The sequence below is a fragment of the uncultured Shewanella sp. genome, assembly GCF_947495455.1.
Classification (GTDB): Bacteria; Pseudomonadota; Gammaproteobacteria; order Enterobacterales; family Shewanellaceae; genus Shewanella.
Genome location: NZ_CANLZC010000001.1, coordinates 126,293 through 151,111, shown reverse-complemented (window position 1 = coordinate 151,111; position 24,819 = coordinate 126,293). Strand labels below are relative to the sequence as shown.

Sequence of the window (24,819 nt, the reverse complement as noted above, 5' to 3'; positions counted from 1 at the left end):
GTATTCAAACGTCATAAAGTTAAACCACTGGATTAGCAACATGTTTTTCTTCAGGCTCCTTTGGCGGGCCACCAAATATCCCTTTTATCACGACTGATGGCGCCCTTTTGCCTAACAAAAAAGCCAATATATTGACATTGGTTTCGGCAAATAAAAGCGTGTTATCAATAGATAATATCACTTTGGTGCTACCATCCACTTTCCAAGTCGTTTCCGCAATTTTAAAGCCATCAACCCAGTAGCGTTTACCCGCTTTAACTGAACCTTTGGCGGATTGATCAAATTCATCAATTAACCACAGCTTTAATCTCCCTTTACAGCTGGATTCAAGAATAATCTCCCCCAAATTGAGTTTATAAGCACAGAATCCAATTCGATAAGGAAATTTATTTTCTAAAAACGGCCTATCAGTTAACGCCGATAAACCCAATTCAGTGATTTCAGACATGGCTTTGACTTGTAATTCATTTTCTTGTAACACTAACTGAGCAAGAGGAATACGATAACGAAGACTCACAAACGCAAAAAAACCGATAACACATAACGCAACTATCCACCAAACATGCTCTAACAACCACATAACATTCCCTCATATCTCCATGCCTAATGGTATAAAACACAAGCATTTCACTGATCAATTAACATTGCTAAATTAGCACTTCTTTTCATTAATAATAGCTCGCAATTTATATTTCTGTATCAACTTGCCCCCTCTTTAACAAGACTCGCCACATGTATTAGCGCCTCTTGAGCTGATTGACTGATACCTGATAATTGAATAAAGCCATGAATAACACCAAAATAACGACGGCAATAAGCAGCGACTCCAGCTGAGCATAAGTATCGATATAGCATTTCTCCCTCATCAACAAGGGGATCGAACTCTGCTGTTAAAATATGTGTTTCAGGTAAGCCTTTCCAATCTGTTCGAAATAATGGGCTGATCTCTAAATGATTAAGATCAATATTGTTATCCCCCCTATAATAGTCAAAGCCTGACATCAACATGGCTTTAGTGATCACATAGCCCTCAGCGTATCGTGTCATACTTTCACAAGAGGCCGATGCATCCAACATGGGATAGATGAGTATTTGTTTTTTCGGTCGCCAAACTCCCTGATCCCGCAACCTTAGGCTAGTGATTAAAGCTATGTGTCCCCCCGCGCTGTCGCCGGCTAATGTAATAGCTTCTTTATTGCCGCCCCATTGATAACAACCCTGATATATACCTTCACAAGCATCAAACGCATCATCATGAGCACACGGATAGGTGTATTCAGGCGCTAACCGATACTTAACCGCGATAACCATTGCCCCCGATAAATACGCAATTTGCCTTAGCTGCTGTTCATGGGTCTCAAAACCACCACTGACAAAACAACCTCCATGAAAATAAATCATAATAGGCAAATTTTCACCATTAGAAGGCTTGAAAACTTTTACGGGAATACCATTGCACTGGGTTTCAAACACATAAGGGATCAACCGAAAAACACCGGCTAACCCAGTACTGTTAATGTACCCTTGACGACGAAGACTGATGCTAGGCAACACACTAGATTCACTTGTTTCTCGTCTAGCAGAGCTTACTAACTCATCTATGCCTAATTCAAAAACACTTTCCATGCCCTATTATTTTTATCCATTAATTATTATCTTTCAAAAGAATAACAACATATTAAGTCACTGTATATCTACACAGCTCACAGTTTTCATTAAACAAATAAATGGTCAAATTATTTCCCTATCACTCAATGATTTTTTACTACACTTGAACATAAGCGCTTCTTTCCATAACCAATAAAAAGCTGTGTATGAAACACAAGGAACAATCTCTGATGCTAAGGTCTATTTCGTGCCAACATATTCATCTGATTTTCTATTTTATGCTTGCTATCTTGCTCACAGCTTGTGGTGGCGGTGGCGGCAGTGGGGGGTCTTCAGGTTCAAGTTATAGTTTATCGGCGACGCTTGCGGATAATGATATTGCCCCCGGTGACTCAACCAAGATCACCATTACAGCTTCGACTGCCCCAGGAAAAACCGTCACAATCACACCGGCAGAAACCGACAGCGATGACTTATTTAGCTTTAGCGGAAATGCAAGCGATGATACTGGCTGCACCATTGCAGCCACAGAAACTGAATGTGTTATTACTGTTACCGCCTCAAGCGCAGTAACGACAACCACTGAAGGCAGCATCAGTTTAACACCCGATGATGGCTCAAGTTTACCCGATCAAACCATTACTGTTGATATTACTAGCTATACCTTATCCGACTCAATCAATGCCACGGAGATCAGCGCTGGCGGCACAGCCACTATTACTATCACAGCATCCAATAAGCCCAGTACAGCAGTAACTATCACTCCCAGTGCCAGTGCGTCAAATCTATTAACCTTTAGCGGTGATACAGGCGAGACCAGCTGTACTATTGGTACCAGTCAAACAAGTTGCACCATTGATGCCACAGCTGCCGATACTATCAGCAGCACTCAAAGTGTCACAATTAGCCTAACAAGTAGTGATGGAAGCAGTCTTGATGATCTGCCTTTAACAATAACAACCAATACTTATAGCTTAACCGCAGCCATTGACAGTAACCTCATTAGCGCAGGGGACAGCACCAATATTACCGTCACCGCAACAGGTACACTTACAAGCAGCATTACTATCGCCCCCAGTGAAAGCGCAAGTGATAGCGAAGCCTTATTTACCTTTAGCTATCCCGACGACAACTCCGCCTGTAGCTTAAGCTCAAATAACATGAGCTGCACGATTACCGTCACCGCAATAGATGACATTACCGATACTGAGACGGGTACCATTATCCTCACGCCGAGTGATGAAAGTACCTTACCTGATCTTGATGTCACTGTATTAATCGCCCTCGACTATATTATTAATGCAACGCTCGCACAAAGCAGTATTAATCCTAAAGGAGTCACAGAGTTAACCTTTTCAACTGCCGGGGTGCTCACTGATGCGGTGACCATAACCGCATTTGAATCTAACAATGATGCGACTAAACTGTTTAATTTCGGCGCGAGTAACACTAACACCGATGAGTCCAGTATCTCTTGTAGCATTGACGCGGATAGCAACAGTTGCAGTGTCTACGTGCAAGCAAAAAGCACAATCACAACAGGCAGCTCAGGCGAGATCAGCTTTCAAACCAGCGATGGCCAAACCATAGATGATCTTACACTCATAGTATATATCTTAACTGACGACATTAATGCCAATGAAATCGGCGCCGATAGTCAGGTCGAAATCACCATTACAGCAAGCAGTGCCGTCAGTGAGGACATTAATATTACCCTCTCAGCTTCTGGTGATACTCAAGAGATTTTAACCTTCAGTGGTGACTACGATACGACTGGCTGTACAATTAAAGCCTATACAACCGATTGTGTGATTACTGTATCCAGCGGCAGTACTATCAATACCTCTGAAGATGTGACAATCGATTTAACATCCAGTGATGGCTCCACATTGGATCCATTGACATTAAAAGTTGCGAACAGCAGCTACACATTAACCGCAGACATCACGGAGCAAATCGTCACGCTAGGAGGCAGTACTGCGATCACTGTTACGGCATCGGGCACCCTCACCAACGCGATAATCATCACGCCAACCGATAGCAATAAGGTATTCACTTATACCTATACCAATGCCGATTCCTCCTCTGACACTAATTGCACATTAGCATCGAGCAACATGAGTTGCACCATCACTGCCACGGCCCCTGACAGCTTATCTGACACTAGCACCACGACAATTTCATTATCGGCCAGTGACAAAACCAGCTTGCCCTCATTTGAAATAAGCATTCTAAACAGGCTTAACATTACACTATCCGCCAGTCTTACAGACACTAGCATCGCCCCCGACTACGTCACTTCCCTCACAGTATCAACGCCAGTAACCTCCTCAAGTGATATAAAAGTTACCACAGAACAAAATGCAGCATTTACCTTTGGGATCAGCAGCGGCAGTGCAGATTCTGACACAGCCACCTGCACTATTTCAGCAGGAGATACAAGCTGCGGGGACACCATTTTTGTTAAAGCCAAGGATACCACAGCGCAAACCGGCAGCATCAGTTTTATTGTTGATGACAGCAGCTATACCTTAGATGACATATCATTGACCATTTACACTATTAGCGGTCAACTGGCCAGTGATGCGCTAAGCCCAGGTGACACAACAAACTTAACCTTAACGGCAACCTCTCTGCCAAGCCAAAATGTGACCATAGAGGTAGAAGAAAGTGACGGTAATAGTCTACTGACCTTTGCACAAAATGGCAGTACAGAATATGACACACAAGCTGATTGTGGCATTACCACCAGTCAAAGCACATGCACAGTATCTGTCAAAGTCAACGATGACATCACTCAAAATTATAATGATGTCACCATTTCATTAACGCCCTCTGAGCCATCCATTTACCCAGTAAACATTGATGATGTCAGCTTGTCTATTTCCTCACAAACTGGCATTGCTATCACGCCTAGCATGTCTGCCATGACCTTAATTGCCAGTGAAATTGTGACGGTCAATGTCACTGCTGACAGTAATCTTACCGCACAAACGATTATCGAAATTAGCAATAATGATGCTGACGCATTAACCTTATCCAGCGATACCTGCACCATAGAGCAGAATGCTAATACCTGCAATGCAAGCATCACAGCCACTGCCACAGGAACAAGCCCTAATACATCGATAAACAGTAGTCTGAGTTTTACAATCACTGATACCGATAGTATTGTCGATACCGATAACTATTTAACCCGCTCAAGCCTCAATTACACCATTGCCTCACAAAGTGCGTTTAACCTCACGCCAACCATTACACCCGCCAATATGGCCAGTGACGGCACAGCCACCATTACTCTGTTTGCCAATACCATACTCACTGAAGATGTATCGACCACAGTCACAGATAACTCAGGGCTACTCACTCTCCAAACATCACCTTGTACCATTTCTGCCGGCGACAGGAGTTGCTCTATTACTGCAAGCCCCACAAGCTCCAACACTGGATCAAGCAGTCAAACAGGTAGCTTAAGTTTTACTGTCTCAGGCACGCTCGATGCCACTTATTCACCACAGCTCATCGACTACAGTATCTTCCCTGAGAGTTATTCGGTCAGCCTCACGCCCAGCATCACAGTTAATGGTGAAGCAACCGAAGACTATAGCTTTATAACTGGTGATAGTGTTGAAATTACAATAAGTGCCGACAGTGCGGTAAGCAGTGAGACTACGATCGTTGCTTCTGATTATAATTCTGATCGTCAAACCAATGGCTACTTCAATTTTCTACATTCTAACCAATGCAGCATACCAATTGGTGAAACAAGCTGTTCTATAGAAGCCCTCATCAACTATGTTTATAGTGTAAATCACTACGATAGCATTCAACTTCCAACACTCTCTTTATCAATTAACAACCCATTCGCTAGTTACAGCGATAAGAGTGTTGTTTATGAGAAAACTTATAACGTCGCCTACACAGATAATACGATATTCAATGCTTGGATAACGCCTAATCCATTAGAAAGTGGTGAAAAAGGCATGTTATTTGTTAAAAATAATCTCGATATTGGTGATACAGTTAACATTACTATCACTGATTCAGGTGAAGGAAATTATATTCTTTTTGGTAGTGAACGTAGTAGTGGTGCAGTGGCTTGCACAGAGCAATCCAATAGTGCTCAAAGCTGCATTTGCACCATCACAGAAAAGACACAAAGCTGCGGCATACCTATCTCGGCTCAATCAACCACAGGTACAGGTGAGCTCTCTTTTTCGGTTACTGACTACACTATCGACTCCATTGATTATGAAGTTGCAACCGATACCTATTCAGGGCTGGTGCGCGGCTGGCCAAAATACCTTGCCATGGGCGCTATTACTGATTTAGATGATACAATCACCTTACCAAATCTTGTCGATAGCCCAGTTAACACTATTTACAAATATGTAGGAACAGGTAAAGTTGACGATAATGGTCAAACAGATGAAACCTACTCAGTAACTTTCCCTATATATACCTATGAAACTATAGAACAAACTTTTCAACTTAATACCAGCTACAGCGATAATATCAGTCTGCCCAATAACAGTCCCAATGTGCTACCGACTATGGTGGCTTATACCGTCAATGCCAGTTATACCAATAATTATGATCCAAAAACTGACTTGCAAATGACAAATTCCAGTTTCATTATGATGAACTATTTTACTAAACTGATCATGGTTGCTCAAATGCTGGAACGCAGTGGCGGGGGTAGCCTAATCCTCAATCCCGATTTAATGGGCTGGTTACAACAAAGCTCTGACAACGTGACTGACTTGACAGATCAACTCAATAATAATACCTACACGGTACAACAAGCCCTCATTGGCGCAGTCACCTATGCCATTTCTTACCATACATTTGAATATTGCTATACAGATACAACCTTTACTGGTTATCAATATTTCACTGCGTTACTGGATAACCCCACAACTTGCCTCCTCAGTGATCAAGAACACTACGGTGTATATAATACGGTTTTTGGCCCTAATGGGAACGATTCACAATTCTATGAAGGTTGGAATTTAGCTGCGCAAAACAACCCACCTGATGTAGAAGATAACAGTGGCGCCCTAAACTATAATTTAAAAACTGATGACAATACTGATGGTGTGAGCTTTGACAATACCTTAAGTGATTGGATCCAGGCAACACATTGGATTATTGAAACCTTCGCCCCCAATGTCTCTTACGGCTGGATGGAAAACCTCTGGGCCACTGGCAATGCCAATACAGTGATACATACCGACTCTGCTAACGTCAGTGACTACGCCGAGCAAGTCTATGAGTTTATAAACGGCGATGATATCGGCGCGTACAATGGAACTTATATTCCTGACTTTATTGTGTTTGACCGCTATGAATCCGATGATTATGTCAATGATGTTTATAACGCTGGTTGGGCTTATAATGCCAGAGACTGGTATAACTATATTGAGTACGTAGGAGACATAGCAGAAAATCTAGGCGTACCCGCAGTAATTTGGCAAATTCCAGGAGCACACATACAAAGCACAAATGATATCGATACACGAGGAAGTGATGGTGAAACGAATGTAGGTCATGGCGGCTCTGCGCCTAACTTCTTATTTTCTGAAAGCCAAGGTGGAACACTGGCCATAAATTTTGATAACCTCATCGCTTATCTAGGGGAAACTTCACTTGACAGTTCAACTTACAACCTTTCAAGCAATACAGAGGCGTCTGAATATTTAAAAACCCAACCCGACGGCACCACTGGCACCACATACTTATGGCATGAGGGCTATTTAAGTACTGTGGCGGAGAAAAATATCATGGCCATACTTTGGGGCGGCGGAGGGGGAACCACAGGGGCAACGACAAACGTCGCTCCATTGTATAATTGGTCTTCACTAAAGCCTGTTTCACCACAAGACAATCAGGATAATGACAGTGGCTGGTTAGCCACACGTATTCGATCTTACTTTGCTAATCCTGAAACCTTATCATCAAATGACTCAGCCGATTAAGCACAGACAATAACAGCGTGCTAAAAACACAAGATGAATGCAAACGGCATTCATCTTGTGTTGGTAATGACATTGTGGTGAATACTGCTTTGTGACTTTGACTAAAAATGATTTATCATAGCAATAAAAGTCACTCAAATTGGCCGCCTATATTGGTTTACCAAGGCAATACTTGGCCGTTAGAATGTTTAAAAACACCCGACTCTTCTAAGGTCAGCTCATCAATTAAATTAACAATCCTAGACGCGGCAACGTCGCTAGTGATATCGCCATTAAAATTCACCATATCCGTTTGCACATACCCAGGATGATAAATTCCCACCGCAATGTTATCCGCCGTTAAATCTTTTGCCAAAGAAACACCCGCCGCATTCAATGCCGCCTTTGACATGCGGTATCCATACCGACCACCTGAGCCATTATCGGCAATAGAGCCCATTCGGGATGTGATCAACGCGATTTTGCTCCCCGATGTTAGGTGACTCAACAAGGCATGACACACACGCAGTGGCGCCACCGCATTCACTTGAAACTGTGCTTCTATGGTCTGTAAATTGAGATTATGAAGGTTTTCATCCCGTAAAATACCGGCATTGTTAATTAAAATATCGACAGTTCGGCCGTTAATTGCCGATAACATAGTCTCTATTCCCGCCTCAGTGGCCACATCAACACCTTCTACAATATCGACATTGTGATGTGCTAATGCCGCGAGTTTTGGCGATGACTGTCGACATAATGCTATAACGTGATCACCTCGAAGCGCATAAATCGCCACCATGGCCAAGCCGATCCCTCTGTTGGCACCAGTAATCACCACTGTTTTAGACACACTATTCGTCGTTTTTTCCATAAGATACTCTCAAATATTGGATAGGTAGATTGTCAATATAATAACAAGAACATAAGCAAACTGTATTGAAAACAGTGAATGTATTATTTTATTTCAGTTTCAATAATCACCACTTCTGTATTACCAATATTAATCACATTATGGGTCACCTTAGGCATAAAATAGGTTTTTCCATCTGGAATATTCACCACATGTCGCGAGCTTTCCTTATTATCGGACACTAATTGTAATTTTCCTCCTTTCACAAAATAAACAGCGCGATGTGAAAACGCATGAGTGTGCATACCCGACTCAGCACCTGGCGGGTACGTCAGTCTGATGATCTGTACTGTATCATTATCCAATAACACTTCACGAGAACCCAATCGAGCCTCTGATTGGACATAAAAAGAACAAAAAATCAATGGCGCCAATATTGCTATCCCTTTCATTTCAACCTCAATCTTGATTGACTTATCCTTAACATAGCAAAATAACATTATCGATATCAGTTTTTTATTATTTTGACTTTATTATTGTTGTAAGATAAAAACTAAAAACAATCGCAGACTAATAGATCACAATACAAGACATAAAAAGCGCCAAAAGGCGCTTTTTATGTCTTGGAATAACTTATTAATTGATGGTTAACCATCAATCAAATATTACCAACCTGTTTTAGTGCGCAGGGCACTGCCGATATCAGCCAGTGAACGAACAGTCGTCACGCCTGCTGCTTCAAGGGCTGCGAACTTATCTTCCGCTGTTCCTTTACCGCCAGCAATAATAGCACCAGCATGACCCATACGCTTACCTTCAGGTGCAGTCACACCCGCAATGTAAGACACAACAGGCTTAGTCACGTTAGCTTTGATGTATTCAGCCGCCTCTTCAGCTGTGCCTACTCGACTTGCCAAGTAGCCTCATTCTCCAAGGTAAGGGTGTTATCATTGTGTCGCCACCGAACGATACGGCTACAACTATGACGAACACCACCAACCAATTAAATTTAAAAAAATTAACAAAAGCCGAGCATAAGTGCTTCTCGATAGCGAGGAGTCAGTTATCTCCTTTTGCTAATTCAATCGCAACGATTATCGGCATACTTCGAAACGAGCAATCGTTTTCCCACTTTTCAGGAGCTAGTGTTATCTTGAAAAGGTCGCATGTTCACCACTTGATAAATCGACCACTATAATCTTGTGAAGAGAGGAATTTGAGGTCATGAAAGCGATGTTATTCTCGGCATCTAACACCACACGCTCAACTTGCGAGTCGAACCAATTAATAGTACTGCGATCTCCCGTAGACAGGTCAATTGATAAAAGTCGATGATCAGACTGATCTGCAACTAAAAGGCGATTGTTTGCGCTGTCTAATGCCAAACTCTCAGGAAATATAAGCATACTCCCTGTGCCTATATCATTATTTGAAACAATCGCCCGGTTTCCTGTGGATAAATCAACAGTAAAAATACTAGATGCGTATGTGTCTGCTACAAAAAGTTGGTTATTTTTTTCATCAATGGCTAAGCCTTTAAGGCCTTCAAAATTCGGTCCAGTACCAATATCTAACTCTGGGTACGACAGAAACTCGCTAGCACCCGTGTCTAAATCTATGGCCACCACACCTTGGATTTCACTAAAAACACTTGTAGTCAGTAACGCTCGATTGTTTGAACTGTCTAACACTATACTAGAAAAAGAAAACAGATCAGAAAAACTTGCAAGCTCGTACCTTGTGCCTGTGATTAAACTTACCTCAAACACAGAATGTGGTGCAGCGACTAACAAGCGATTATTGGTTCTATCCCAAGCCACATTGGAGATATAGCCATAAAAGTCCACAGAAAACGTTCGCTCAGCATTGGCTCTATCCACCAACACCACTTTATTGGCACGATCATCTACAACGAGAAATTGGCTATTGGTCGCATCTAATTCAATGTCACGGATTGATTCAAAGCCTATTCCACTGCCAACATTACTGTTAGCAATGACCTCCCGTTGACCTGTGGTTAAATCAACAGATACAATGGCATCTACTGTATCATCTAATACCAAAGCCCTGTTATTAGTTAAATCAAAAGATAACTTATGAAAAGAGAGAAATCTTTCTGCACTGTTATCTGCAATCACACCTATAGCGCCAGTCGATAAATCTAATGAAGAAATGTAGTTGTAAGATCCAAATAAAAGACGGTTGTTCACGTTATCTAAAATTGCATCATTCATATTATATCCTGCAAAAGAAAATAAGGTTTCTCGGTTGCCAGTGGCTAGATTGACTGAGATCAGTGAATAACGTAAATGCGATGTATTATCAAATAATAAAACTCGGTTATTAGGTTTATCAAGCAGCATTTCAGTGGGGGATACAAACATATCTCCTGTGCCAGTAACACTATTGGAAATAACGCTGCGGTTACCGTTCGTTACATCCACCGCCAAAATTGAGTACCCCTTGTCGGAAGATTGGTTGGACACAATGAGTCGATTGTTATCGCCATCAAAAAACATATCAGTAATATAATTAAGCGCTTCTCCTTCCCCCCAACTACTATCGGCTATAAATGAACGATTGCCTGTTGTTAGGTCGATTTCGAGAATCAAACCATATCCTGAAACAAAAGCCCTATTGTTAGGTATATCTAGGATAACATTCGTCAGGTATGTTAGAGAAACGCCGCTGCCAGTATGGTCATCTGAAATGGAGGTCATTTGACCGGTAGATAAATCGACCGAAATAAGTGCATCTGGGTGTGAGCCAATAATATAAGCACGATTATTTTGGCTATCCATGGCTATATCTCTAGGATGTTCCAAAGTCACCTTATTAAATAAATGTTGAGAGGCGACATCAAGCAGGTTTTCATTATTTGAACTAACTGTTAGTGTATTCGCTCCACTTTCAACGGGCACTCTCGTTGACCACCGTCCAGGGGTACTGTCATCTAATTGAATTTGTATACCATTTACTGTTATCCCTTCAATGTCACTAGCGGATATATTGCCATCCTCATCATCCGATATATTGCCTGTCACGATTGTACTTAACGCTCTTCCACCTAAATTCGCATTCGGCGTCGGATAACTAATCGTTAATTGCGGACTCGATTGATCCGTGACTGTTATTGTGAGATGTTGCTCAGTATTTTCTACGCCATCACTCGCGGTAATGGTTAATGCATAACTATTATCGCTATTCTTATCAGCAGGCGCCTCAAAATCTGGTGGTGTTAAAAAAAATAGACTTTCATTGTCCAAAAAAAATAAGTTTGCGTCACTTCCACCAGTAATAGAAAAAATGACAGTATCACCTTCATCATCATGTGCTGTTATCGAAGCTGCAGCAAATTCACTATTTTCAATGAAGTTGATGTTTGCCGATGAAGTGAAATACGGCGCATCATTGACATCATTAACACTAATAGTATGCCTTTGCTCAATAGTATTTGTACCATCACTGGCACTGATAATCACCTCGTATTCATTATTAAGGTCGGTGTCCGTTGGTTCCTCAAAGTTAGGAGGTGATTGGAAAGACAATTCATTTGAATATAGATTAAATGCGTTGGCATCATTACCTCCACTAATTGAGAACACAAGATCATCATTGTTACCATCGGTAGCTGTCAAAAATAACAATGAAGAGGCATGATTTTCATCAACACTCACTGATAATGAAGAAGTAAAGCTAGGAGCTACATTTAATATATTAATAGTTAACGTTTGCGTAAGTGGGCCGCTTTGCTCACCTTCACCGCCATCAATACCTGAAGCTGTTACTTCAATAGTGTAACTGCCAACAGCTAAATTTTGAGTATCAATTGTAAATGTATATAGGTTATCAGTGACTGTATATGATATTGTTTTTACAATATCTTCCGCCTGATCCTTTAGTTTGACTTCTATATTATTGATCCCATCTGGATCAGTAATAGTAATACCGTATTCCACTTTTTGATTCGGCTGAATATTTGTACTGCCAGAGATGGTTGAGAGTGTAAGAGGCGAATCTTGAATGGTTTTTTCTAAATTAGTATCAGAAGAACCAGAAGAACCAGAACCACCACAACCCACAAAAGCGAATGTACTCAAAAGTACAAAAATCAGTTTTTTCATTTATCTTCCCTGTCTAGTTATCAATCCCCACCTATCCGGGGGGGGTAAGTTAATTGGCACTGTCACCTAACAAAACCAAGCTACTCATTATAAATCAGTAGCATACTGAAAAATAAACACGATATCCATTATAAAAAAATTGAACGCTGAAAATTTATTCACATAATTAACACAAATAAACAACCAAAAAATTACTCAGCAGAAGATTATAAATTAAACATTAAAAATCAGAACGATAAAAACAATAGTTAAAAAATGGTTTTATACAATAAACTGATATTTTTCTATTAGTTTCTTTTGAAAGAGAAGCATTATGAACATAGAGAAGTCAGTTTTAGGCCAATTTTTTGTAATGCTACTAAATAGACTGTATTTTACGAGTAAAAGCTTACAGTTGTACGTGACAGAAAACCTGTATAGCGCTTAATAGTTCCTAATGTCTCAGCTAATAAGCTTAATGACAACAATCCTAGAGTTCTCACTCTAGACCACTTCCGAGCATGCTAATTATTCGTCATTGGTAAATTTTACATCACTAACTTTCATTATTATTGACGAAAATAAGGCCAGCTTTCCAAATTAAAGAGTCGTCCATTGCTTAGCCCCCTAATCGCCTCTCACCTTAGCAAGTTAAACTAAGCAAGGCGTAGTTCTTAGAAGTCTCACAATGCAAGACATAAAAAAAGCGCCTTTCGGCGCTTTTTATGTCTTGCAATAGCTTATTAATTGATGGTTAACCATCAATTAAATATTACCAACCTGTTTTAGTACGCAGGGCACTGCCGATATCAGCCAGTGAACGCACTGTGGTAACGCCTGCTGCTTCAAGAGCGGCAAACTTATCTTCAGCCGTACCTTTACCGCCAGCAATAATGGCACCAGCATGGCCCATACGCTTACCTTCAGGTGCAGTCACACCCGCAATGTAAGACACAACAGGCTTAGTCACGTTAGCTTTGATGTATGCTGCTGCTTCTTCTTCAGCTGTACCACCAATTTCACCAATCATAACAATGGCTTCTGTTTGTGGATCGTTTTGGAACATTTCCAATACGTCAATGAAGTTAGTGCCAGGAATTGGATCGCCACCAATACCCACACAAGTTGATTGACCAAAACCTTCGTCAGTCGTTTGCTTAACCGCTTCATAGGTTAATGTACCAGAGCGAGAAACAATACCCACTTTACCCGGCTTATGAATGTGACCAGGCATGATCCCAATTTTACATTCACCCGGCGTGATAACACCTGGGCAGTTAGGACCAATCATGCGAACACCAGTTTCTTCAAGTTTCACTTTAACTTGAAGCATATCTAACGTTGGGATCCCTTCAGTAATACAAACGATAAGCTCAATGCCACCGTCAATTGCTTCTAGAATCGCATCTTTACAGAAAGGTGCAGGCACGTAAATAACAGAAGCAGTCGCACCTGTTTCGGCAACCGCATCTTTTACTGTATTAAAAACGGGAAGTCCCAAATGCACTTGACCGCCTTTTCCTGGAGACACGCCACCGACCATTTGAGTACCGTAATCAATAGCTTGCTCAGAATGGAAAGTCCCTTGACCGCCAGTAAAACCTTGACAGATAACTTTAGTATCTTTGTTAATTAAGACAGACATTATTTGCCCTCCGCAGCTTTAACAACTTGCTCAGCCGCGTCAGTTAGACTTGTAGCAGCGATGATATCAAGATCTGAATTAGCCAATACTTCACGGCCAAGATCAGCATTCGTCCCTTCAAGACGAACCACAACAGGCACTTCAACGCCCACTTCTTTCACTGCACCTATGATACCTTCAGCAATCATATCGCAACGAACGATACCACCAAAGATGTTCACAAGAACGGCTTTAACGTTATCATCAGAAAGAATAATTTTAAATGCTTCAGCAACACGCTCTTTCGTCGCCCCGCCGCCTACATCTAAGAAGTTGGCTGGCTTGCCACCATGAAGGTTAACGATGTCCATGGTTCCCATCGCAAGACCTGCTCCATTAACCATGCAGCCAACATTACCGTCTAATGCCACATAGTTAAGTTCAAATTTAGCCGCATGAGCTTCACGAGCATCATCTTGAGAAGGATCATGCATGTCACGGATTTTAGGTTGACGGAATAATGCATTGCCATCGATACCAATTTTACCGTCTAAGCAATGAATATTCCCCTCATCAGTAATCACCAGAGGGTTGATTTCAAGTAACGCGAAATCATGATCTTCAAACATTTTAGCAAGACCCATGAACACCTTAGTGAACTGCTTCATTTGCGTTGGGTTTAACCCCAATTTGAAGCCAAGATCACGGGCTTGATAAGGCTGAGGACCTGTTAAAGGATCGATGATGGCTTTATGGATTAACTCTGGCGTTTCTTCCGCCACAGTTTCAATTTCAACACCACCTTCTGTTGATGCCATGAACACAACACGACGAGTCGCACGGTCAACGACGGCACCTAGGTATAATTCATTTGCAATGTCAGTACAGCTTTCAACTAAAATCTTAGCGACTGGCTGGCCTTTTTCATCAGTTTGATAAGTAACAAGATTCTTACCTAACCAATGTTCAGCAAATGCTCTAATTTCGTCTTTATCGCCAGTGACTTTTACGCCACCTGCTTTACCACGGCCGCCTGCGTGTACTTGACACTTAACAACCCACATATCACCGCCAATATGGCCTGCCGCTTCAACAGCTTCTTGAGCTGTATCACATGCAAAACCTTCTGACACTGGTAAACCATATTCGGCAAATAAAGATTTTGCCTGATACTCATGCAAATTCATGATGATCTATCCGTATACTACTTTTCAATGTTTAGCAGGCCCAATCGAGCCTGCCACGAGGGTACTGTCTGAACTTTAACCTACAAGTCAAGTAACAGACGTGTTGGATCTTCTAGGAAGTCTTTAATCGCAACCAAAAAGCCAACAGACTCACGACCATCAATAATACGGTGGTCATAAGATAATGCGAGGTACATCATGGGCAAAATTTCGACTTGACCATTCACCGCCATAGGACGATCTTTAATGGCATGCATGCCAAGAATAGCACTTTGTGGTAGATTCAAAATCGGTGTCGACATCAATGAGCCAAACACACCACCATTAGTCACAGTAAAGTTACCACCTGTCATATCAGCAACCGACAACTTGCCATCACGACCTTTAATAGCCAATTCACGTACGGCTTTTTCAATTTCAGCCAAGTTCATTTTGTCAGTATCACGTAATACAGGCGTCACAAGACCACGAGGAGTTGAAACGGCAATGCTCACGTCAAAATAGTTATGATAGACAATATCATCACCATCGATAGACGCATTCACATCAGGGAAACGTTTAAGTGCTTCAGTCACGGCTTTGATATAAAAAGACATAAAGCCCAAACGGATACCATGACGTTTTTCAAACACTTCTTGATATTGCTTACGAATATCCATGATTGGCTTCATATTAACTTCATTAAATGTCGTTAACATGGCTGTGGAATTTTTCGCTTCTAGCAAACGAGTTGCAATGGTTTTGCGAAGGCGTGTCATAGGAACACGTTTTTCGCTGCGCTCAGCTAATGGCGCAACTGCAGCTGGCGCTGCAGCAGGTTTAGCTTGTGCTTTCACAAAAGACTCAACATCTTCTTTTGTGATACGTCCACCCACACCCGTGCCTTTAAGTTTGCTCGCATCAACATTATGCTCAGCAATTAAGCGGCGCACAGAGGGACTCAATGCATCACTGCTCTCATCAGACGCTTCTGGTGCGGGCGTTGCCGCTTCCGCTTCCGCTTTAGTCACTTCTTTACCCGCCGTAGCACCTGCTACAAACTTAGCAATTAAAGCTTCACCAAGAACTGTGTCACCTTCTTCAGCTAAAAACTCTACAATGTGCCCATCTTCAGGGGCAACCACTTCTAACACCACTTTATCGGTTTCAATATCAACCAAATTTTGATCGCGAGACACTTGCTCACCGGCTTGAACATGCCAAGTGGCAATCGTTGCATCAGCAACAGATTCTGGTAGTACGGGTACCTTAATGTCGATACTCATGGATCACTATCCTTTTAAAATATGTCTATTACTAGAGTTTTAATGCGCTATTAATCAAAGATTCTTGTTGCTCTGCGTGCAATGCCGGATAACCACAAGCGGGTGCGGCAGAGGCGTCACGACCTGCATAGTTCAGCTCCGCTCCCTTAGGGATCACTCCACGGAAATGATGCTGACTGCAATACCAAGCCCCTTGGTTTTGTGGTTCTTCTTGACACCAAACAAAATCAGTCACATGGCTATAATCGCTCAACGCGGCTAATGCTTCTTCTCGTGGGAACGGGTATAACTGTTCAATACGAATAAGGGCAACATTATCAATATTGTTTTTACGACGTTTTTCAAGCAGTTCAAAATAAACTTTACCACTACAAAATACGACGCGATCGACGTTACTGGCATCCAAGCTATCGATTTCACCAATCACATTTTTAAATGTTCCTTCAGCAAGCTCTTCCATACTGGACACCGCTAATGGATGACGAAGCAGTGATTTTGGTGACATAACCACCAAAGGACGGCGCATTGGACGCACCACTTGACGGCGAAGCATGTGATAAACCTGCGCAGGTGTTGAGGGTATACACACTTGCATATTATGGTTAGCACATAACTGTAAAAAACGCTCTAAACGGGCACTGGAATGCTCAGGACCTTGACCTTCATATCCATGAGGCAATAGCATGGTCAAGCCACATAAGCGTCCCCATTTTTGCTCACCCGATGATAAGAATTGATCAATAACCACTTGCGCACAGTTAGCAAAGTCACCAAATTGCGCTTCCCAAATGGTTAAACCACCCGGCTCTGCGGTAGCATAGCCATATTCAAAGGCAAGTACTGACGCTTCAGATAGCACCGAGTCGGTAATATCAATAGGACCTTGCTCTTCAGTGATGTTACGCAGTGGCAAATAGGCTGTTGCATCATTTTGATTATGCAACACCGCATGACGGTGAAAGAAAGTCCCACGACCAGAATCTTGGCCTGTGATCCTAACGCGCTTATTATCTTCTAAAATAGACGCATACGCTAAGGTTTCAGCAAATCCCCAATCAAGCGGTTTTTCACCTTGCGCCATCAGAGCGCGATCCTTATAAATTTTAGCCACACGAGATTGCAATTTATGGGATTCTGGTACATAGCTAATTTTTTCGGCTAAGTGTTTCAGACGTGCCATTGGCATTTCGCCAGCATAGGTATCAAACCACTCAGCGCCAATATAAGGCCCCCAGTCACCTGAATGTTGCGTCGTTGCACGGCGTTCTTTAACAACACAATTACCTTGATCTAGAGCGTCACGATAATTATTCACCATGGCCGTCACTTCATCACTGGCTAAGGTTTGGTCAGCAATGAGACGCTCCGCATAAATCTTACGTGGCGTGGGATGTTTTTTGATTTTAGCGTACATCAAAGGCTGAGTCGCACTCGGCTCATCCGCTTCGTTATGACCATGGCGGCGATAACACACTAAATCAATCACCACATCACGCTTAAACTCGTTACGATAATCAACAGCCAACTGAGACACAAAAGCCACCGCTTCAGGATCGTCCGCATTCACGTGGAAAATCGGCGCTTGCACCATTTTCGCAATATCGGTGCAATACTCTGTTGAACGCACATCCTCACGATTTGAGGTCGTAAAGCCCACTTGGTTATTCACCACAATGCGAATGCTGCCGCCCACCTTAAAACCACGGGTTTGAGACATATTAAATGTCTCTTGTACTATCCCTTGCCCCGCAATCGCTGAATCGCCATGAATGGTAATAGGCAAAACTTGCAATCCGGTATCACAACCGCGTCTATCCAGTCGAGCACGTACTGAGCCCATCACAACAGGGTTAACAATCTCAAGATGCGATGGGTTAAAGGCCAATGCTAAGTGAACATTACCGCCTGGCGTTTCAAAATCTGATGAGAAACCTTGATGGTATTTCACATCGCCAGAGCCATTATTGATCTCGTGTTTACCCGCAAACTCATCGAAAAGCTCAGAAGGTTTTTTACCTAGCACGTTCACTAACACATTTAAACGTCCGCGGTGAGCCATACCAATCACCACTTCTTTAGTGCCAGCATCACCCGCTCGATAAATGATTTCTCTCATCATAGGGACAAGCGCATCACCCCCTTCAAGTGAGAAACGTTTTGCACCTGGGAATTTAGCGCCGAGATATTTCTCTAATCCTTCCGCAGCATTGAGCCCCTCAAGAACACGCTTTTTATCATCTTTGCTATATTGTCCTCGACCCAATGAAGGCTCAAGACGCTGTTGGATCCAACGTTTTTCGTCAGTATCCGTAATATGCATGTATTCCGCACCAATCGACCCACCGTAAGTGGACTTGAGTGCGTTAACGAGATCGATAAGCTTTAATGTATCGCCACCGTGCGCAAAAGAGCCAGTATTGAATTCACGTTGCATATCATCGCTGTCTAAGCCATGAAAACTCGGATCCAATTCAGATACTTTATCGCGATCCCATAAACCGAGGGGATCTAAGTTTGCACTTTGATGACCACGAAATCGATAAGCATTAATAAGTTGCAGGACTTTGACTTGTTTAGCATCAACATCAGGATCGCTCACTCGAGCTGAGCTCTTGTGATGCCCTTCTAATGCGAGGCTGCGAAAATAGTCTCGAACTTTAGAGTGAACCGCTTCAGGTACTTCTGCAGAATTACCATTCACATAAGGGAGATTATCAAACACCGTCTGCCAATCTTCTGGAATTGACTGAGGGTTTTCTTGATAGGCTTCATACATCTGTTCTACATAGGTCGAGTTAGCCCCATTTAAGTGAGATGACTCGAGCCAGGCTTTCATGATGCCTTGGTGCATTTCTATTCCTTACAAACTTGATACACGTGTTTAGCCAAAATTGTCAATATGCACAAACAACAGTCATACATCGAAAGTGCACTCTTTGCCGCTTCAAACAATGAAGATGTACGGCACCTTGTCATACTCTAGTCAAGCAAAGAGAGCCACAAGCATGATATGGCTCCTCATCGGGCGAATGGAATCCATTAACCCGACTTCAGGCACTTAAACTGCGCGATTAAGCAACATAGACTTAATATGTCCAATGGCTTTCGTTGGATTCAGGCCTTTAGGGCATACATCCACACAGTTCATAATGCCATGACACCTAAAGACACTATAGGCATCATCTAAGTCAGACAGACGCTCTTCTGTCGCCGTATCACGACTATCAATCAAGAAACGATAAGCATGCAACAGGCCACTAGGACCGATGAACTTATCTGGGTTCCACCAGAAAGAAGGACACGCAGTCGAGCAACAAGCACACATAATGCACTCATATAATCCATCTAAATGCTCACGCTCTGCAGGTGATTGTAAATGCTCACGAGCAGGGGCTTTCTCATCATTGATTAGGTAAGGCTTAATTTTTTCATACTGAGTATAAAATTGCGTTAAATCAACAACAAGATCGCGAATAACCGGCATACCTGGTAAAGGTCTAATTTCAATTTTCTTCCCTTTAAAGGTCGAAATTGGCGTAATACACGCTAAACCATTTTTACCATTCATGTTCACGCCGTCAGAGCCACATACCCCTTCACGGCAAGAACGACGCAACACCAAACTTGGGTCTTGTTCTTTCAATTGAAGTAACACATCCAGTACCATCATATCAGTACCTTCAGCCACTTCTAACGTATAATCCTTCATGTAGGGCTTAGTATCTACATCTGGATTATAGCGATAAACGGCAATATCCAATTTCATCTCAACTACTCCTACTAGTAGGTACGTTTTTTAGGTGGAAACGCATCACGAAGCTTAGGCTCCATGTTAACAGCACGGCGATCCATCTGTTCCGTTTCAGGATCAAACAGACTGTGGCATAGCCAATTCTCATCATCACGCTCAAGGTAATCTTCACGTGAATGAGCACCTCGACTTTCTGTACGGAAATTCGCCGCATAAGCCGTCGCAATTGCAGTTGCCATTAAGTTATCCAATTCTAGACATTCAATACGTTGCGTATTAAATTCTGTTGAATTATCAGATAATTTAGCATTTTGCAAACGTTCACGAATGGCTTTAAGCTCCTTTAAGCCTTCTGCCATCGCATCACCACTTCTAAATACTGAGAAGTTTAATTGCATACAAAGTTGCAGGTCCTTGCGAATTTGCGCAGGATCTTCACCTTCTTTGTTATTTTCCCAACGCTTCATACGCTCAAGTGATTTTTCAATCTCAGCATCCGTCGCATCTTTAGGATCCGCAGTCGCATCCAGAGCCTCACCAAGGTGATGCCCAGCAGCGCGGCCAAATACCACCAAATCAAGCAAAGAGTTACCACCTAGACGGTTCGCACCATGCACAGACACACAGGCAATTTCGCCCACAGCAAATAGACCAACAACATCGCTTTCGCTGCCATCGGTATTTTTACGAATAACTTGTCCACTGACTTTAGCGGGCAAACCACCCATCATATAATGACAGGTTGGCAGGACAGGAATGGGACCATCGGCAGGATCGATATGGGCAAAGGTACGGGATAATTCACACACACCCGGTAGACGCGCTTCTAAGGTTTCTTTACCTAAATGATCAAGTTTAAGTAAACAATGAGGGCCTAAAGGACCATCTAAACCACGACCTTCACGAATTTCAGTCATCATAGAACGGGCAACCACATCACGAGAGGCTAAATCTTTCGCATTGGGTGCATAGCGTTCCATGAAGCGCTCACCATCTTTGTTGAGCAGGTAGCCACCTTCACCGCGGCAACCTTCCGTCACTAATACACCTGCGCCAGCAATACCCGTTGGGTGGAACTGCCACATTTCCATGTCTTGCATTTGCACGCCGGCGCGCATGGCCATACCAACGCCATCACCTGTGTTAATGTGGGCATTGGTGGTTGAAGCAAAAATACGGCCAGCACCGCCAGTAGCAAGTACTGTAGCTTTGGCTTTAAAATAAACTATGTCGCCGCTTTCAATATCAATTGCGGTACAACCTACGATGGCGCCATCTTCATTTTTGACTAAATCGAGTGCATACCACTCAGAAAAAACTTGAGTATGATGCTTCACATTTTGCTGGTATAAACAATGTAATAATGCATGACCCGTTCGGTCAGCAGCCGCCGCAGTCCTTGCCGCTTGTTCTCCACCAAAGTTTTTTGATTGGCCGCCAAAAGGACGTTGGTAAATGGTACCATTATCGAAACGTGAAAAAGGCAGACCCATCTGCTCTAATTCAATGACAGCTTCAGGACCTGTTTTACACATGAATTCGATAGCTTCTTGGTCGCCGATAAAATCAGAACCTTTGACCGTATCGTACATGTGTTGTTCCCAGTGATCTTCATGGGCATTACCCAGAGCAACCGTAATACCCCCTTGAGCCGATACCGTATGAGAACGCGTTGGAAACACTTTAGATAAAAGCGCACAGCTCTTACCTTCTTTAGAAATCTGTAATGCCGCGCGCATGCCTGCGCCGCCAGCACCAATTACGACTGCATCAAATTCGCGTACTGGAATACTCACTTATACACCCCACACAATTAATATGCCTGCGACAAGATACGAAAACGCAGCAATGACAAAAACAAACTGAAGTACGCCACGAACGGCCACGTTTTTCACGTAATCGGTGAGCACTTGCCAAATACCAATCCAAGCATGGACCAATACGGCAATCAGCGTCAAAATAGTAAACACTTTCATTGGTATAGCACTGAACAACCCGTGCCATACGTCATAAGTGAGGGGGGAATTACAAGCCACAAAACCCACCATAAAAATGGTGTAACAGGCTAAAATAATTGCACTTGCACGAATAAGAATAAAGTCGTGGACACCGCTGCGTCCAAGGCTTGCTGCGTTGGTTACCATACCCAAATCCCCACTATGATAGAAAAGACGACCGCCAAGGCAATCGCAATTTTAGCCGATAATTGACCTGAAGCTAATTCTTCCCAACACCCAGCGTCCATCACTAGATGGCGTACGCCAACAATGAGATGGTAACCCAGTGCGGTTAAAATACCCCAGATAACAAACTTGACTAAAAGGTTATCAAAAAGAGACTGGACATTGGCAAAACTCTCAGGTGAAGCTAATGATTCATTTAGCAACCAAATAAGAATGCCAACGGCAAACAACATTATCACACCGGATACTCGGTGAAGGATTGACGCAATCGCAGTTGCAGGGAAGCGAATGGTCTGCAGATCTAAATGGACAGGTCTTTGCTTTTTCACGTTCTGCTCACTCTGCTCAATTGAGCTGGTTTTTTGTTATATGAACTACTTTTGATTAAAAATTAATCTAATATTTAGCTTAGTTAAAAATGTCACAAAAGAAAAGTTTAAACAAACATTTTACGCTTTAGAAGCTACTCATTAACAAGGAAAAAGTCGTTTCTCAACGAATATGTTTGTGGCTCTAAAATGAGCCGACTCAAGTATACTCGCGGCTAATGTCAAATACAAACGTCACATAATGCAAATTTAGTTTTTTTCTTTTTAAAATGAGTAAAAACCTTTTTATACAGATGCTTAAATCAAATTTAATTATGTTAAAAAAAATTTAAACACTTATTTGAATTGAAATGTGATCACGATCCGCTGTAGAGTATTGAGCGCTTAATAAGCCGCACTCAAAATAAGATATGAAGTAAGGAGAATGAGGTATGGCTGAAAATATAGCCAAATTGGAACTACCAGGAAACGACTCAATCGAGCTACCTATCAAAAAAGGGACTGCTGGATTTGACGTTATTGACATCAGTAAACTAGGTAGTAAAGGTCACTTTACCTTCGATCCAGGGTTTCTAGCAACAGCCTCATGTGAATCAGCAATCACTTACATAGATGGCAATCAAGGTATACTGTTACACCGCGGATACCCAATTGATCAGTTAGCCATGGATTCTGATTATTTAGATTTGTGTTACTTGTTGCTTTATGGAGAGTTGCCCACTAAAGAACAGTACGCAGCGTTCGTACAAAAAGTCAAAAAACATACGCTTGTCGATGAGCAATTAGTCGCCTTTTTTAAAGGTTTCCGTCGTTCTGCTCACCCTATGGCTATGCTATGTGGTGTCACCGGCGCATTATCAGCGTTTTTCCAAGACTCTCTCGATGTCAACGATAAACAAGATCGTGAAACAGCCGTATTGCGTTTAGTTTCTAAAATGCCGACTATCGCAGCCATGTGTTATAAATATTCTGTTGGTCAGCCCTTCATCTACCCACGCAGCGATTTAAGTTACGCTGGTAACTTCCTGAGCATGATGTTTGCTGTTCCAACAGAAGAATATAAAGTGAATCCCATTGTAGAGCGTGCAATGGATCGTATCTTTATACTACATGCCGATCACGAGCAAAACGCATCTACATCAACGGTACGTTTAGCCGGATCATCAGGTGCAAACCCATTTGCGTGTATCGCAGCGGGTATTGCCTCGCTTTGGGGGCCTGCACATGGTGGCGCAAACGAAGCTTGTCTAAACATGCTAGAAGAAATCGGCAGTGTCGATCGCATTCCTGAGTTCATCGCTCGTGCAAAAGACAAAGACGACCCCTTCCGCTTGATGGGCTTTGGTCATCGTGTTTATAAGAACTTTGATCCCCGTGCCAAGGTCATGCGTGAAACCTGTCATGAAGTACTGGCCGAGCTAAATGTGGACGATCCTTTGTTAGATGTCGCGATGGAACTTGAGCGTATCGCCCTTGAAGATGAATATTTCGTATCTAAGAAATTATACCCAAATGTTGACTTCTACTCAGGGATCATCATGAAAGCCATCGGTATTCCAACCAGCATGTTCACTGTGATGTTCGCCCTTGCACGTACTGTGGGTTGGATCACGCACTGGAAAGAAATGCTTGATCAACCGGGTCATAAAATTAGCCGTCCTCGCCAGCTTTATACTGGTGAAGCTGTACGGGATTTTATTCCTGCAGATAAACGTTAACTTATTTCGTTAGCTATCGTAATAAGTTAACACATAAAAAGGCGCCATTAGCGCCTTTTTTATTGGCCTCAAAAAAACCGTTCGATACCCTACCACCTTTTTACACCATTTTCTCATCAAAGATATGAACTAATTCAACTGACTTTCGTCAAACTCACCACAAGTTAAACAATTTAACCACATAAAATAATCAAAAAACAAAACTTACAGCAACAATAAGTGTAAGCCATTGAATATAAAT

General features: G+C 42.4%; 15 protein-coding genes and 1 pseudogene. 2 read left to right on the top strand and 14 right to left on the bottom strand.

From position 1 onward, the window contains the following. Positions 1 to 19: 19 nt before the first annotated feature. Complete coding sequence (locus Q0791_RS00755) at positions 20 to 580, bottom strand: hypothetical protein (protein ID WP_299001850.1); 561 nt, start codon at positions 578 to 580, stop codon at positions 20 to 22. A 119-nt stretch (positions 581 to 699) separates the two neighbouring features. After that, positions 700 to 1,626: an alpha/beta hydrolase gene (locus Q0791_RS00750; protein ID WP_299001848.1), complete on the bottom strand. Its 927-nt coding sequence runs from the start codon at positions 1,624 to 1,626 to the stop codon at positions 700 to 702. A gap of 212 nt (positions 1,627 to 1,838) precedes the next feature. On the opposite strand from Q0791_RS00750, the gene Q0791_RS00745 reads away from it, so the two are divergent. Continuing rightward, a complete protein-coding gene (locus Q0791_RS00745) occupies positions 1,839 to 7,586 on the top strand; it encodes a hypothetical protein (RefSeq protein WP_299001846.1) in 5,748 nt (1,915 codons plus the stop codon). 157 nt (positions 7,587 to 7,743) lie between these two features. Here the strand turns inward: Q0791_RS00745 and Q0791_RS00740 are convergent, their stop codons facing one another. The 12 genes and pseudogenes from Q0791_RS00740 to sdhC all read right to left on the bottom strand — a co-directional run bounded on the left by Q0791_RS00740 (position 7,744) and on the right by sdhC (position 22,881). Further along, on the bottom strand, positions 7,744 to 8,439 hold the full coding sequence (locus Q0791_RS00740) for an SDR family oxidoreductase (protein WP_299001844.1): 696 nt from the start codon (positions 8,437 to 8,439) through the stop codon (positions 7,744 to 7,746). Positions 8,440 to 8,522: 83 nt separating this feature from the next. Continuing rightward, positions 8,523 to 8,870: a cupin domain-containing protein gene (locus Q0791_RS00735; protein ID WP_299001842.1), complete on the bottom strand. Its 348-nt coding sequence runs from the start codon at positions 8,868 to 8,870 to the stop codon at positions 8,523 to 8,525. A 213-nt stretch (positions 8,871 to 9,083) separates the two neighbouring features. Beyond that, positions 9,084 to 9,320, bottom strand: a pseudogene (locus Q0791_RS00730) (succinate--CoA ligase subunit alpha); the annotation flags it as partial. Positions 9,321 to 9,566: 246 nt separating this feature from the next. Then, positions 9,567 to 12,542: a hypothetical protein gene (locus tag Q0791_RS00725; RefSeq protein ID WP_299001840.1), complete on the bottom strand. Its 2,976-nt coding sequence runs from the start codon at positions 12,540 to 12,542 to the stop codon at positions 9,567 to 9,569. Positions 12,543 to 13,293: 751 nt separating this feature from the next. Continuing rightward, complete coding sequence (gene sucD / locus Q0791_RS00720) at positions 13,294 to 14,166, bottom strand: succinate--CoA ligase subunit alpha (RefSeq protein ID WP_299001838.1); 873 nt, start codon at positions 14,164 to 14,166, stop codon at positions 13,294 to 13,296. Next, positions 14,166 to 15,332, bottom strand: coding sequence for an ADP-forming succinate--CoA ligase subunit beta (sucC, locus tag Q0791_RS00715; protein ID WP_299001837.1), 1,167 nt, complete (start codon positions 15,330 to 15,332; stop codon positions 14,166 to 14,168). Before sucC ends, sucD begins: the two co-directional genes overlap by 1 nt. An 80-nt stretch (positions 15,333 to 15,412) precedes the next feature. Beyond that, positions 15,413 to 16,597 carry a 2-oxoglutarate dehydrogenase complex dihydrolipoyllysine-residue succinyltransferase gene (gene odhB, locus Q0791_RS00710; RefSeq protein ID WP_299001836.1) on the bottom strand — a complete coding sequence of 395 codons (1,185 nt, stop codon included), beginning with the start codon at positions 16,595 to 16,597 and terminating at the stop codon, positions 15,413 to 15,415. Between the two features lie 31 nt (positions 16,598 to 16,628). After that, entirely contained in the window at positions 16,629 to 19,448 is a 2,820-nt protein-coding gene (gene sucA, locus Q0791_RS00705; RefSeq protein ID WP_299001835.1) for a 2-oxoglutarate dehydrogenase E1 component, read from the bottom strand. A 207-nt stretch (positions 19,449 to 19,655) separates the two neighbouring features. After that, positions 19,656 to 20,363 (bottom strand): succinate dehydrogenase iron-sulfur subunit, encoded by a 708-nt coding sequence (locus Q0791_RS00700; RefSeq protein ID WP_299001834.1) that lies wholly within the window; start codon positions 20,361 to 20,363, stop codon positions 19,656 to 19,658. A 14-nt stretch (positions 20,364 to 20,377) separates the two neighbouring features. Then, entirely contained in the window at positions 20,378 to 22,144 is a 1,767-nt protein-coding gene (gene sdhA, locus Q0791_RS00695) for a succinate dehydrogenase flavoprotein subunit (RefSeq protein ID WP_299001833.1), read from the bottom strand. Then, a complete protein-coding gene (gene sdhD, locus Q0791_RS00690; protein ID WP_299001832.1) occupies positions 22,145 to 22,492 on the bottom strand; it encodes a succinate dehydrogenase, hydrophobic membrane anchor protein in 348 nt (115 codons plus the stop codon). Next, entirely contained in the window at positions 22,486 to 22,881 is a 396-nt protein-coding gene (gene sdhC, locus Q0791_RS00685) for a succinate dehydrogenase cytochrome b556 subunit (protein ID WP_299001934.1), read from the bottom strand. The genes sdhD and sdhC overlap by 7 nt, the downstream gene beginning before the upstream one ends. Positions 22,882 to 23,291: 410 nt before the next feature. Here sdhC and Q0791_RS00680 point away from each other — a divergent pair, with 410 nt between their 5' ends. Continuing rightward, positions 23,292 to 24,578 (top strand): citrate synthase, encoded by a 1,287-nt coding sequence (locus tag Q0791_RS00680; RefSeq protein WP_299001831.1) that lies wholly within the window; start codon positions 23,292 to 23,294, stop codon positions 24,576 to 24,578. The last annotated feature ends 241 nt before the right edge of the window (positions 24,579 to 24,819 follow it).

What these genes read in the sequence shown, in the direction of transcription:
- sucA (WP_299001835.1), bottom strand. Translation starts at nt 19,448, where the DNA reads ATGCACCAAGGCATCATGAAAGCCTGGCTCGAGTCATCTCACTTAAAT.
- Q0791_RS00725 (WP_299001840.1), bottom strand. Translation starts at nt 12,542, where the DNA reads ATGAAAAAACTGATTTTTGTACTTTTGAGTACATTCGCTTTTGTGGGT.
- sucC (WP_299001837.1), bottom strand. Translation starts at nt 15,332, where the DNA reads ATGAATTTGCATGAGTATCAGGCAAAATCTTTATTTGCCGAATATGGT.
- Q0791_RS00700 (WP_299001834.1), bottom strand. Translation starts at nt 20,363, where the DNA reads ATGAAATTGGATATTGCCGTTTATCGCTATAATCCAGATGTAGATACT.
- odhB (WP_299001836.1), bottom strand. Translation starts at nt 16,597, where the DNA reads ATGAGTATCGACATTAAGGTACCCGTACTACCAGAATCTGTTGCTGAT.
- Q0791_RS00680 (WP_299001831.1), top strand. Translation starts at nt 23,292, where the DNA reads ATGGCTGAAAATATAGCCAAATTGGAACTACCAGGAAACGACTCAATC.
- sdhD (WP_299001832.1), bottom strand. Translation starts at nt 22,492, where the DNA reads ATGGTAACCAACGCAGCAAGCCTTGGACGCAGCGGTGTCCACGACTTT.
- Q0791_RS00745 (WP_299001846.1), top strand. Translation starts at nt 1,839, where the DNA reads ATGCTAAGGTCTATTTCGTGCCAACATATTCATCTGATTTTCTATTTT.
- sucD (WP_299001838.1), bottom strand. Translation starts at nt 14,166, where the DNA reads ATGTCTGTCTTAATTAACAAAGATACTAAAGTTATCTGTCAAGGTTTT.
- Q0791_RS00755 (WP_299001850.1), bottom strand. Translation starts at nt 580, where the DNA reads ATGTGGTTGTTAGAGCATGTTTGGTGGATAGTTGCGTTATGTGTTATC.
- Q0791_RS00750 (WP_299001848.1), bottom strand. Translation starts at nt 1,626, where the DNA reads ATGGAAAGTGTTTTTGAATTAGGCATAGATGAGTTAGTAAGCTCTGCT.
- Q0791_RS00740 (WP_299001844.1), bottom strand. Translation starts at nt 8,439, where the DNA reads ATGGAAAAAACGACGAATAGTGTGTCTAAAACAGTGGTGATTACTGGT.
- Q0791_RS00735 (WP_299001842.1), bottom strand. Translation starts at nt 8,870, where the DNA reads ATGAAAGGGATAGCAATATTGGCGCCATTGATTTTTTGTTCTTTTTAT.